Raw genomic sequence first — 12,302 nt, 5'->3', positions numbered from 1 at the left:
TCGCTACTCTTCTTCTAACGTTAAGTTCGACCCCGAGTGGTCTTTCCCTAATACATCTTCTGGGTTTCGCAGTGCGCAGGTTTCTAACGACAAGCACCCGCAGCCAATGCATCCTCCTAAATCGTTTTGCAACGCTTTAAGTTTTTGAATCTTTTGTTCTAACTGTTCATGCCAATGGCTTGCCATTTCTTCCCATTGCGCTTTGTTAGGGGCTTGGTGTTTCGGCAGTTCATCTAACGCATGTTTAATTTCTTCTAACGACAACCCAACTTGCTGCGCTGCTTTGATCACCGCAACACGGCGCAACACACTGCGATGGTAGCGACGCTGATTACCTTGATTTCTCCAGCTCGAAATCAGTCCTTTTTGCTCGTAAAAATGTAGGGCAGATACTTTCACTCCAGAACGTTTTGCCACTTCTCCTACGCTGATTTCCATCCTTGACTCCCTGCGTATCAATTTTGTTAAAAAAATGCTTTACCTCAAGTTTACTTGAGGTTTTAAAGTTGCACCATCTTAATTAACGCTAAACCCCGGCGATCTCAAGATAATGTGTTCAGCGCGAACGACTTGGTTGTTAACCACAAGACAGTTGGACATCAACCTTTTGAAAGCCATTGGGAGTTAGAGGCAAACATAATGAAAAATAAAACTCAGCCGTACTTAGCTGGCCGCTTCTTCGACAGCATTTCCTCTGGCTTATTCATGATGGCGCTGCCATGGGTCATGCTTTCCGAACCTAACATGGGCACTTTCGTCGCTTTAGTTTCTCTGAGCTGCACCGCGATTTCTTTTCTAGCAACGCCTTTCTTTTCCACTTTAATTGACCGACATTCACGCAAAGTACTACTCGTGCTCAATCAATGGATTCAATCGGGTATGGCTTTGGTGGTGTTCATTGCTTATTGGTTAGGGTTTGAGTCACACTGGTTGCTGGCTTTTGCGCAATTGGTGTATTGGGTTTCGAGTAATTTTGCATGGACGACCAACAATGCCTTCACCCAAGAAAATTATCAGCACCATGAGTATGCGAAAATTTCGGGTCAGCAAGAAATTGTAATGCAATCCACGACCCTCGGAGCTGGCGCGTTGGGTATTGTTTTGCTTGAAGTGTGGGGCATGAAAGAGTTTGCTTTGTTTGCGGCCAGCGCCTCTGCGTTAGCAGCGATGTTCTATATTCTGACGCCTTATACTCAACAATTAAGGGCATCAAAATCCGTTGCTTTCATCGCGCAACTCAAAGAGAGCAAACAAATATTCCGTCTCGAACCCCGATTTTATGGCTTTATTCTGCTCTCTTGCCTCTCTTATCCTGCATTGACGTATTTGAGCAAACTGGTGCCGATTTGGTTTTCTGAACAAGGCATCTCTGGCGATTGGTTTGCAGGGTTCAACATCAGTTTTGGCCTCGGCTCGTTGCTAACCGGCTTTATTGTCACCAAAGTGCTAAACCGTGCCTCCCATAGCCACATTATGTTCGCTTCGATGGTTATGGTCTCTTTTGCGCTTATCGGGATGAGTTTTACGATGAGCCCGCAGATCATCTTGTTGTTTACGGCGCTGTTTGGCGTATTTAACGCGCTAAATCGCATTGCGAGAGTCAACTGGATGCATCACACCGTAGCGGTTCATCAACGAGGTCGCGTCGATGGCGGCATCAGCATGTTTGCCACCACCATTCAATCTCTCAGTTACGTCCTGATTGCAATATTGAGTCATTACGAACTAACACAATACGGTTTTGCAATCGCAGCTGCTGTCATGGTGTTAGCAGTGATTTTAATGGGATTACTCAGCCGAGACGTCGAGCCGTTTAACGACCTGCCCCTTCATGCAGCAGCAAAGTGAAGCATAGAAATTGAGAAGTTGGGAAATTGAGAAGTTGAGAAATTGAAAAAGCGAGATAGGAAGGCAACCAACATCGTCTTCCTATTTTTTACGCCAGCACTTTTACCTCTATCGCTTATCAGCAAGGTTGGGTATTCTGAGGTGACCAACATGAGCAGAGGGAAATCTCAGTGAACTTAAGGCAATTAGAAGTCTTTTACGCCATTATGCAAGCAGGAACGGTGTCAGGCGCGGCTCGCTTACTGCACGTTTCCCAACCTAATGTCACTCGAGTTCTCGCCCATACAGAACAACAACTGAGCTTCGCTTTATTTGAGCGTGTAAAGGGCCGTCTCGTTCCAACTCAAGAAGCCAAAGCCTTATTGCCAGAGGCTGAAAAAGTCTATCAACAACTCGGACAATTTCGCTCTCTGACCAACAAAGTCAAACAGGGAACTCAACATTTACGAGTTGGTGCTCCGCCTGTTTTGGCCGCACACTTGTTAGCGCCGACTGTCGCGTTGTTGTCGAAAGAGCACAGCATCTCCTTTGAGCTCTTAACGGCCAATCGCGATGAGCTGTGCTCAGGATTACTGAAACATGAACTGGATGTCGCCATTGCGTTCGGTGAAGAAACACCACCAGCGATCATGGGGCACGTGTTATTGAAAGAAAACTTAGCACTGATCGCTCCTAAAAGCGCAGCGATACCCGCAGAAAAAACCGTCATTTTAGAAGAACTCATCAGTCACGATTTACCCATTATCGGTTTAGATAGCCGAGACCCTCTGGGCTTATTGCTGCATCAAACCTTATCAGCGCGTGACGAACATTATCAACATGCCATTACCGTCCGCAGCTACTCCGCGGCGGCTGAACTGGTGAAAAACGAAGCAGGATTCGCGATTGTAGACCCTTGGACTGCAAAACAATATCGCCAAGATAATGCCGTTTCCGTGCATGCTTTGGAGCCAAATATGTCCTTCTCTGTCTCTATTTTATTCGCAGAGCACACACCTCAATCCATTGCGACAAAGCAATTTATCACCGCCCTAAAACAACAGATGGTTTAAAGGTATAACCTGAAGTTATACCTGCCTAACAAATAAGCATTCGGTTTCCTAAATCAGTCTGGCTACATTAATGAGCAATAACGATGACGAAGGGAACCATCATGCAAATTGCTCAACCTTACCTACTTTTTCTTGGCGATGTAACCGATCCACTCGCAGCAAAAACCGCGCGTGGCATATATCAATGGCGACCTGAGATTTGTCTTGGCCAAATCCGCCTGACGCCAGAAACCGTATCGCTTGGTTTAACCGACATGACACTACAACAAGCGCAGCAGCAAGGAGCAAAAACGCTGGTGCTTGGCACTGCAAATCCAGGAGGCGTCATTCCCGAAGCTTGGCAAGCAACCTTACTTGAAGCGGCAGAGATGGGATTTGAAATTGCATCGGGCATGCACCAACGTTTGGCGGAATTTGCTCCCCTTGCCGATCTAGAACAACGCGGATTAACCAAACTGTATGATGTTCGCCATTATGATGCCCCGCTCAAGGTCGGCAATGGCAAAGCTCGCGAAGGCAAGCGAGTACTTACTGTAGGGACAGATTGCTCCGTTGGAAAAATGTACTCTGCCCTTGCCATTGAGCATGCATTGAAGCGTAAAAACTGTCGTGCAGAGTTCAAAGCAACGGGTCAAACCGGAATTCTCATCGCAGGCAGTGGCATTTCGATTGATGCTGTAGTTGCCGATTTTATCTCCGGCGCAGTAGAAGCGGTCAGCCCTGAGTTCACCGATCACGATTGGGACATCATCGAAGGGCAAGGTTCATTGTTTAACCCTTCGTTTGCTGGCGTAAGTTTGGGCTTACTTCACGGCGCACAAGCTGACGCTCTGATACTGTGCCATGAGATTGGTCGCCCGCACATCCGCAACTTACCACATGCGAGCTTGCCAACCATTGAACAAACGATAGAAGCGAATCTGGCCGCTGCTCGCCTAACAAATCCAAACGCTCAATTAGTGGGTATTTGCTTGAACACTTCGGCGATCAGCGAAGAAGATGCAGCCCAGCTATGCCAGGATTGGAGCGACAAATACCAGGTGCCCGTCACCGACCCTGTGCGTTTTGGCGTTGATGCGGTTGCAGATAGGCTCCTTACGATTTAAGAAACATTTACGGTTTAGAAAATAACTGCGGTTTAGGGAAAACTAGTGAGATGAAAATTCATGTAGAACCTGTCACGCTTGCCATGGCGACACCATTTCGCATCTCTCGCGGCAGTCGGACAGAGTGCCACGTAGTCCGCGTGACAATTGAACATCGAGGCATGACAGCCCAAGGTGAATGCACGCCATACCCACGTTATGGTGAATCGGTTGAATCGGTAATTAAGGCGATTTCTCACGCCTCGCATGAACTGCAAAGTTTGTATGCCAAAGGCGAAGCTGATGTCATGGTTCTCAAAAGCCAGCTTCAATCGTTATTGCCCGCGGGGGCGGCAAGAAATGCATTGGATTGCGCCCTTTGGCATCTTCACGCGCTTTTGAGCCACAAGCAACAGGTTCACGACCTCTTTACGTTACCAGAGGCGATTGTGACGGCGATGACGGTTTCTATCGACACGCCGCAAGCGATGGCAAAACAGGCACAAGCTTACCTTAGCCAAGGCGCAAAACTGCTTAAGGTAAAACTGGATGGTGAACACGTGCTTGAGCGCGTTGCAGCAGTACGCGATGCTGCGCCGCACGCGCAAATTGTTTTAGATGCGAATGAAGCGTGGCAAGGCCTCGACCTCGCGACGGTATTTGCTCAACTCGAACCGCTAGACATCACCATGATCGAACAACCGTTGCCACAAGACTGCGATGACGTACTCGCCAGCATTCCGCACCCCATTCCACTTTGCGCCGATGAAAGTTGTCACACCAGAGAGCAATTGCATCAGTTGGTTGGCAAATATGAAATGGTGAATATTAAGCTAGATAAAACTGGCGGGCTCACTGAAGCACTATTATTAGCCGACGACGCCCAAAAACTCGGTTTTAGCCTCATGTCCGGTTGTATGTTGGGGACGTCGCTGGCGATGCGAGCCGCGTTACCTATTGCTGCTCAGGCAAGCGTTGTCGATCTTGATGGCCCGGTGTTACTAGGACAAGATGTAACGCCAAGCTTGGTTTATCGCGACGGCGAAATCGTTCTTTCCAAATAGCCTAAACAATCCAGAGGTTTTGCTCCAAAAGTCAGAACCTCTGAGTTTATGATCTCGATTAAAAAACAATCAGCTCCATCATGAAATAAGTCACATAAATTATATGGTTATTGAGGCATGCTAAGATTACTGTGGTCCAAGAAGGTGGTCTTATGCATCGAGTCATCCGGAAAATGACGTGGAAAACGAATAGGCGGTAATCCCGCCCTACTCCAATGCAGTGCGTGGGTTTCTATAACAACCCACTTCCTAGCAATTCGTAGGTTTTTCACGCCATCTTGCAAGGAGGCTCTATGCCTATCAATAAAATACGCAATATCGCTTTTGTCGGTCAAACCGGGACCGGTAAAACCACACTGATAGAAAAACTGCTCTTCACCTGCGATGCCACCCACCATTTAGGCAGCGTAGAAAAAGGCGATACTGTTACCGACTTCGACCCTCAATCCATCCAATATCAACACAGTATTGAAGCAACGCCAGTCGCACTGCGTTGGAATAAACACCGGCTCAATATCATCGACACTCCGGGACAAAACGAGTTACTTGGCCGTACTATCAGCGTTTTTCCTGCCGTTGAAACATCTGCCCTTGTCATCGACCCTCAAACCCCACTTAACCAAACTTCCGATCGCTTATTCACCTTTGCTAAAGAGCAGCAAAAATGTCAGATGATCATCATCAATAAGCTCGATAACCACGGTAATCAGTTAGAAAGATTGATGGAGAACATCGTTGAGCATTTTGGTGACCACTGCTTGCCGATCAACTTACCTTCGGCTGACGGGGAATCTGTAGTTGACTGCTATTTCGAACCAGAATTGGGACGAGAAACCTTACTTGCAACGGTAGATGAAGCTCATGAGACCTTAATTGACCAAGTTATCGAAGTCGATGAAGAACTGATGGAACTATATCTGGAACAAGGCTCCGAACTCACCGCAGAGCAACTGCATGATCCGTTTGAAGAAGCACTAAGAACTGGACATGTGATTCCGGTCTGTTTTGTCTCAGCACAAACCGGCGCGGGCGTCGAGTTGCTGCTGCGCACCTTGGCGGAGATCATGCCCATGCCAAACGAGGGTAACCCTCCTCTACTGGAAAAGAACGGCAAAAAAATCAAAGTAAATTGCGAAACCTTAGAGCACACCGTCGCACACGTGTACAAAGTCAGCGTCGACCCATATATGGGAAAACTTGCCTACTTACGTGTGTATCAGGGTGAAATCAATGCGGGCAGCCAGCTTTATATTGGCGAAAGCAACAAGGCATTTAAAGTTGGGCACTTATATCAACTGCAGGGCAAAGATAGAACCGAGATCCCTCGCGCGCTTGCAGGCGACTTCTGCGTTTTAGCCAAAGTGGATGATCTCGAATTCGATTCAATCGTTCATGACTCTCACGAAGAAGATGGTGTTCAACTCAAAACATTGGACCTTCCTGACTCCATGTATTCTTTGTGCTTGAAGCCTCTTAAGCGTGGAGATGAGCAAAAATTAGGAGATGTGCTGAATAAAATTGCCAGTGAAGACCCTTCTCTGCGCATCGAACATCGCGCTCGCACCAACGAAACCATCATCAGCGGCCAAGGGGAGTTTCACCTCAAAGTCGCATTAGAAAAGATGGCGAACGTGTACAAACTGGACGTCGAAACCTGCCAACCAAGCGTCGAATACTTTGAAACCATCACCAAACCTGCCGAAGGGCATTATCGACACAAAAAACAAAGTGGCGGTGCAGGCCAATTTGGTGAAGTGCAATTGAAGGTTCGTCCACTCGAACGTGGTGCCGGATTTAAGTTCATCAACAAAGTGGTGGGTGGCGCCATTCCAACCGCGCTCATTCCTGCTGTTGAAAAAGGTATTTTGCAAGCGTTAGAGGAAGGCGCGATTTCTGGCAACCCAATTAAGGATGTGGAAGTCACCGTTTATGACGGTAAATATCACTCCGTCGATTCGAAAGAAATAGCGTTTGTCATCGCAGGTAAGAAAGCCTTTTTAGATGCGATTAACAACGCAGATCCTATTGTGCTAGAACCCATTGTCCAGATGGAACTGCACATCCCAACCGCGAACGTTGGCGATGTTTCTGGAGATTTATCTGGAAACCGAGGCTTAATCGAAGGCACCGAGCCAATCGACAGCAGCTTCACCTTACTCAGAGCCAAGTCACCAGTAAACGAGCTGCAAGATTACGCTCGTCGATTACGAGCTATCACGGGTGGTGAAGGCAGTTTTAGTATGACTTTAAGCCATTACGAGCCCGCGCCACCAGCAGTGCAAAAACAGGTCTGCCAAGGCAGTGCACAACAAGGTTAATTCCCTACGATTCAAATCAATCACATAAACAAAAAATCGCCCTCATTTTGAGGGCGCTTTTAGGTAAAAGAAAAATTATTTATCGAGAGACAAACCTATCTGACTGATTTTGCTTTCAAACTCTTCGATGCTGTTCGCTTTGTAAGTCGGAGCACCGTTAAAGTAGCGCGGTTTCTCTGGCAGCATCGCATTTTTCAGCTCTTGTTCTTGATCGATATTGTCATGGTAAACCGTTACACGATTTGGAATATCCTGCTTCATTACAGCCATTTTGGTTCTCCTTTATTAAGACGAATAGTAAGCGTAGAACGAATTTATCGGAGTACAGGCGAGACTGTGTAAAATTTAGACACTCACAGCAAAATCATATTTAAACAGTTGCATTTAATATTTTTGAGGCACTTTGTCGTGGCTATTGGAAAACGTGAGTGCAGCGATTAAGGTGAGCTCTCTCTACATGAAGACAGGAAGTCCGGTGTCGCAACAAGAACTCAACCAAATGGGCAGTGCCAAAGTTTTTCTCATCGAAAAAGACGGCGTCCAAGTAATAGAAAAACGTAACCCTACTCAAATAGAAGTGGCGTTTTATCAACGCTATGCCGAGCAGTTTAACGCGCTTGGAATACACGTACCGCGCTTGATTCAACTCGACGACCAGAAAAACGTTCTGTACATTGAATACGTTCCCCACGCAGTCGAGCAAGCATTCTTACTTGAAGATGATCGAGTCATTGAACAACTCGTCAAACTGCACCGACTTCCACCAACATCAGATGGTGTTTATCACCGCCACCAGTGGACACCACAAGCGACTCAACAAGCACTCACTACACTTAAACTGGGCTCAGAGACAGAACAGTTCTTCCACCAACTACAACAACGAGCGGCGCACCTTTTTGATAGGCAGAACTTGATCTCCGGAGACTCGAATGCTGGAAACTGGGGACAGCGCGAAAATGGCGAGCTAGTGCTGTTCGACTGGGAACGCTTTTCTACAGGGCATGTCGCGATAGATTTAGCGCCGCTCATCGAGGGCATGGGCACATTTGATGATTACTTGAAGGTGGCAGGCAAGTATGTAAAGTGCGCCGAGAAAGGTGAAACAACAGAATTGGCGCGCGATATCGGATTAGCAAAAGCGTGGATCGTTGTCGAGGTAGTCAACATACTGGTCTCCAGAAAAAATCCGCAGACCAGCAAATATTTGGACTGGTTTCGACGAACCTTGCCGCAATGGGCCAAAAGCCTTAGCGCTCAGGTGATGAGTTAGGCTCTGAGATTTGATATAAACGCCTTTCAGGTTCTGCGCATGAGGTTTCGCAGTTGCATACTTTATCAACACCGACGTTGTTTAAACCGCCGCAACTTCCTTGAATACGCTTGTTATGAAAAATGACGCCAAGTGACATCAACAAAATGATTGCGAGAAAACCAAGAAAGGTAAATAACCAAACCATATTAACCTGCCTTATTAGCCATCGACTCTAGCTTAAGTATAGCAGGGCTAGATGTTGCTTTGAGTAGCGCCTTAGGTCTTGCCAACAAGGAGGGTTTTGATTTTTGGCCACCACAACCACAGGAGCCGCAGCCGCCTTTTTGTTGGTGAACACTTTTCTTATGATTGTTTGATGGGCGTCCTTGAGAGGGCTCAATCAAAGGCTCTCTTGGAACCGCAAGCACATCTTCCAAGGAACTACGAGTAGACAGCCTAAATACTGGCGTGCCACTGCTAAGTAGCTTTGCCAATACACGTTCACCAATATTTCGCACAAGAACAGCATCCACATTGTACCCTTGTAGAGACTGAATCAACTGAGACTTCGCATTGCAACCCGCTTGTGGCATAGAAGCAATGTTCGCTAAGTTTTTTAGCATACCGTCAGTATCAGAATAAATAGCGATGTATGGTGCTTTTACAAAGTGGTTTGCCACCCGCTCACCATCATTAGGAATAGCATAAATCATAAGTTTGACTCCTCATTCGGAAAAACTAATGCATGACCTTCAACTAAACTTTTTGCGACTTTCAATCTTGCACTTTTTACTGTGTTACCAAAAGTTTGTCTAGAAACGCCCATCTGCTCCGCAGCTTGCTGCTGGCTAAGCCCCTCTAAGTCGGCTAAACGTAGCGCTTCTAACTCTTCTGGTAATATGGCGACTTGCTCCAACTGATTAAATGGAATGCCATTGGGCTTAAAGCAATGGTGAGCCGCACGTCCGCATATTCGTCTTTCTATCTTTGGTCTTGCCATCATTGTCCCTCAAAAACACAGAGTCAAATTACGCCTTAAACTGGCATATGCCAATAACATTTTTAGCACATGCCAATAAACTAAGTTTGCAAAAATCAACACGACAAATACGTAATACATCAGCATTAATTAGACATCTAATAATTTAGAAATTTCGATGACAAACGAGCAAAAAGATCAATTCTAATTAACCGGATAATAAAAACGTTAGTTTGCGCAGATTTTTCATACAAATACACGCTAATGTGTTCATTTTATTGAAGAAGAAAAACTATAATCCAAGCAAATCATTAGTTTGAACACTAATGATTGTTTTATTTAAAGGATGTATACCTAAGGACGAAAAAGAGAAGTTTGACGACATTGGCCTGAGCTTAAAGGGTAATACTTTCGATACAGAACCTGTCGAACGACCATTACTTGGCCTAGATGCCCTACTCTTCTTGCCAAATTAAGTTTCTTGAAAGCGCTTAGGTATATCAGAAAAAGGAAGTACATATGTCTGACTCAAATTGGCTCAGCGAATTCCCGGAAATGGATGCCTCTGATCTCAGGGCGATTCGCAAAACACTCGACGGCGCCTACAGAGATTTCTCTCGCGAGTATGGTGAACTCATTGAGTCTCTGTTTGATCCGCTCCTGGCGTTTCTTGTCTGGTTTGAAAAGCTTCTGATTTCTACACCTTGGTTCATTATTTTAGGTGTCTGCACCACTCTCGTTTATGCCGCCAGTCGCTCTTGGAAACTGGCCGCTGCATGTTTTGGTTCGCTGATTCTGATTGGCTATTTTGGAATGTGGGAAGATACTATGCGCACGCTCAGTATCATCATTGTATGTACTATGCTTGCCATCGCACTTGGTATCCCTATCGGCATCGCTATGGCGCGCTCTAATCGCATTCAGTCGGTGGTAACACCATTACTCGACGTCATGCAAACCATGCCGGCATTTGTGTATCTCATTCCAGTTGTGATGTTATTGGGCATCGGGAAAATTCCTGGCCTTATCGCAGTAGTGATCTACGCGATTCCACCGGTTATTCGTTTAACCAATTTGGGCATTCGTCTAGTTGATAAAGAAGTATTGGAAGCCGCAACCGCATTTGGTGCCAGCACTCGGCAACGGCTTTTTGGGGTTCAGCTTCCGCTTGCAATGCCAACCATCATGGCGGGAATTAACCAAACGATCATGATGGCACTGTCAATGGTGGTCATCGCATCAATGATTGGGGTAAAAGGTTTAGGTCAGCCTGTTCTAAAGTCTATTACCAATCAATATTTCACTCTTGGTCTTCTCAATGGTTTAGCCATTGTCGCCCTAGCAATCCTTTTTGATCGTGCTTCACAAGCGTATGCGAAACGCACTCAAGCTCATTTAGGAGACTCAAAACATGACTAGTCCACTTATCGAAATCAGCGGTCTGTATAAAATCTTCGGCCCCAAGCCCAATAGCGTGATTGAGCGCGTTAAGTTGGGACATAGTAAAGAGCAGGTTTTAGCGGAAACAGGCCACACGGTCGGACTAAAAGACATCAACCTGCAAATTCAAAAGGGTGAAATTTTTGTCATTATGGGATTATCCGGTTCTGGAAAATCCACCATGATTCGCCACTTCAACCGATTAATCGATCCAACCATGGGGCAGATTTTGGTAGAAGGGGTGGATGTCATGCAACTTTCGAACAAAGAGCTTGAACAGTTTCGCCGTCACAAGATGTCTATGGTGTTCCAGCGCTTTGGCTTGCTGCCTCATCGCACTGTTATCGACAACATCGCATATGGTTTGGAAGTTCAGGGAATGAATAAAGAGGCGCGCTTAGAAAAAGCAAATGAATGGTTAGAAACCGTTGGACTGACGGGTTATGAGCACCAGTATCCTGCTCAACTATCGGGTGGACAGCAACAGCGTGTGGGCCTTGCACGGGCACTGGCTACCGACGCCGAAATACTGTTGATGGACGAGGCTTTCTCGGCATTGGACCCTCTGATTCGGAGCGAAATGCAAGATCAGCTGGTAGAGCTGCAACAGAAGCTGCACAAAACCATTATTTTCATTACTCATGATTTAGATGAAGCGCTTCGACTTGGCGATCGCATCGCGATTCTTAAAGACGGTGAACTTGTCCAACAAGGTTCACCAGACGAAATTTTACTGCATCCTGCCGATGAGTACGTTGAAGCCTTTGTAAAAGACGTCAATAGAGCGCGAGCACTGACGGTCGAAACGCTGATGCAGCCACCTTCGTACTGTGTTCGCGCTGAAACCATTGAAGATGCACTGAGTGAAATGAAACGTGTTAAACGTGATTATGCCTACCATGAGACCAATGCAGGCTATCAAGGCGTGATAACACAGCAAGGATTGCTAAACGCAGCGAAGTTAACTCATATATCAGATTGGCGTGATGATATCTATGAAGAGGTGCCTATCATCTCTCCACATTTAGCCATTGAGCAAGTGCTGACTGAAGTCACGTCGTGTGAATATTCACTGCCCGTCATCGATGAGCACGGCCATTTGAAAGGCGAATTAAATCGTCAGGTTATTGCGGAGCTGTTTTCTGATCAACGAAGCACAAAACGGGGCACTTCACGCTCAAGCTTCAATAACGTCTCTTAGATGATGTTGATAATACAGCTCACAACAATGTGGGCTGTTATCAATTAACTCGCTCACAATCCC

General features: G+C 46.3%; 13 protein-coding genes. 8 read left to right on the top strand and 5 right to left on the bottom strand.

Translation table 11 applies throughout. The features are described 5' to 3' along the window. Window positions 1-3: 3 nt before the first annotated feature. Window positions 4-438, bottom strand: a complete 435-nt coding sequence (gene soxR, locus R7O13_RS00900; RefSeq protein ID WP_005373898.1) for a redox-sensitive transcriptional activator SoxR — start codon at window positions 436-438, stop codon at window positions 4-6. 201 nt (window positions 439-639) lie between these two features. On the opposite strand from soxR, the gene R7O13_RS00895 reads away from it, so the two are divergent. The 5 genes from R7O13_RS00895 to fusA all read left to right on the top strand — a co-directional run bounded on the left by R7O13_RS00895 (window position 640) and on the right by fusA (window position 7,367). Continuing rightward, window positions 640-1,848, top strand: coding sequence for an MFS transporter (locus tag R7O13_RS00895; protein ID WP_158155742.1), 1,209 nt, complete (start codon window positions 640-642; stop codon window positions 1,846-1,848). A gap of 170 nt (window positions 1,849-2,018) precedes the next feature. Further along, window positions 2,019-2,900: a LysR family transcriptional regulator gene (locus R7O13_RS00890; protein WP_005387199.1), complete on the top strand. Its 882-nt coding sequence runs from the start codon at window positions 2,019-2,021 to the stop codon at window positions 2,898-2,900. A gap of 101 nt (window positions 2,901-3,001) precedes the next feature. Beyond that, window positions 3,002-4,006 (top strand): N-acetyltransferase DgcN, encoded by a 1,005-nt coding sequence (dgcN, locus tag R7O13_RS00885; protein ID WP_318303088.1) that lies wholly within the window; start codon window positions 3,002-3,004, stop codon window positions 4,004-4,006. Between the two features lie 50 nt (window positions 4,007-4,056). Then, on the top strand, window positions 4,057-5,049 hold the full coding sequence (dgcA, locus tag R7O13_RS00880) for an N-acetyl-D-Glu racemase DgcA (RefSeq protein WP_318302733.1): 993 nt from the start codon (window positions 4,057-4,059) through the stop codon (window positions 5,047-5,049). 293 nt (window positions 5,050-5,342) lie between these two features. Continuing rightward, complete coding sequence (fusA, locus tag R7O13_RS00875) at window positions 5,343-7,367, top strand: elongation factor G (RefSeq protein ID WP_318302731.1); 2,025 nt, start codon at window positions 5,343-5,345, stop codon at window positions 7,365-7,367. A gap of 75 nt (window positions 7,368-7,442) precedes the next feature. Here the strand turns inward: fusA and R7O13_RS00870 are convergent, their stop codons facing one another. Then, window positions 7,443-7,637: a hypothetical protein gene (locus tag R7O13_RS00870; RefSeq protein ID WP_005373920.1), complete on the bottom strand. Its 195-nt coding sequence runs from the start codon at window positions 7,635-7,637 to the stop codon at window positions 7,443-7,445. 187 nt (window positions 7,638-7,824) lie between these two features. On the opposite strand from R7O13_RS00870, the gene R7O13_RS00865 reads away from it, so the two are divergent. Then, complete coding sequence (locus R7O13_RS00865; RefSeq protein WP_165439083.1) at window positions 7,825-8,637, top strand: aminoglycoside phosphotransferase family protein; 813 nt, start codon at window positions 7,825-7,827, stop codon at window positions 8,635-8,637. Here R7O13_RS00865 and nqrM read toward each other — a convergent pair. The 3 genes from nqrM to R7O13_RS00850 are packed head-to-tail and all read right to left on the bottom strand — an operon-like array spanning window position 8,615 to window position 9,619. Beyond that, entirely contained in the window at window positions 8,615-8,824 is a 210-nt protein-coding gene (gene nqrM / locus R7O13_RS00860; RefSeq protein ID WP_017635136.1) for a (Na+)-NQR maturation NqrM, read from the bottom strand. The two genes, R7O13_RS00865 and nqrM, sit on opposite strands and share 23 nt — an antisense overlap. 1 nt (window position 8,825) lies before the next feature. Further along, complete coding sequence (locus R7O13_RS00855; protein ID WP_137282820.1) at window positions 8,826-9,332, bottom strand: NifB/NifX family molybdenum-iron cluster-binding protein; 507 nt, start codon at window positions 9,330-9,332, stop codon at window positions 8,826-8,828. Beyond that, window positions 9,329-9,619 (bottom strand): DUF134 domain-containing protein, encoded by a 291-nt coding sequence (locus tag R7O13_RS00850; RefSeq protein ID WP_005373924.1) that lies wholly within the window; start codon window positions 9,617-9,619, stop codon window positions 9,329-9,331. Before R7O13_RS00850 ends, R7O13_RS00855 begins: the two co-directional genes overlap by 4 nt. Before the next feature lie 498 nt (window positions 9,620-10,117). On the opposite strand from R7O13_RS00850, the gene R7O13_RS00845 reads away from it, so the two are divergent. Beyond that, window positions 10,118-11,017, top strand: coding sequence for a proline/glycine betaine ABC transporter permease (locus R7O13_RS00845; RefSeq protein ID WP_318302728.1), 900 nt, complete (start codon window positions 10,118-10,120; stop codon window positions 11,015-11,017). Further along, window positions 11,010-12,239 carry a quaternary amine ABC transporter ATP-binding protein gene (locus tag R7O13_RS00840; protein WP_213961014.1) on the top strand — a complete coding sequence of 410 codons (1,230 nt, stop codon included), beginning with the start codon at window positions 11,010-11,012 and terminating at the stop codon, window positions 12,237-12,239. Before R7O13_RS00845 ends, R7O13_RS00840 begins: the two co-directional genes overlap by 8 nt. Window positions 12,240-12,302 lie beyond the last annotated feature (63 nt).

This window comes from Vibrio sp. Y176 (genome assembly GCF_033438945.1).
The sequence above is the reverse complement of the archived record's forward strand: the minus strand, read 5'-3'. Positions and strand labels throughout refer to the sequence as shown.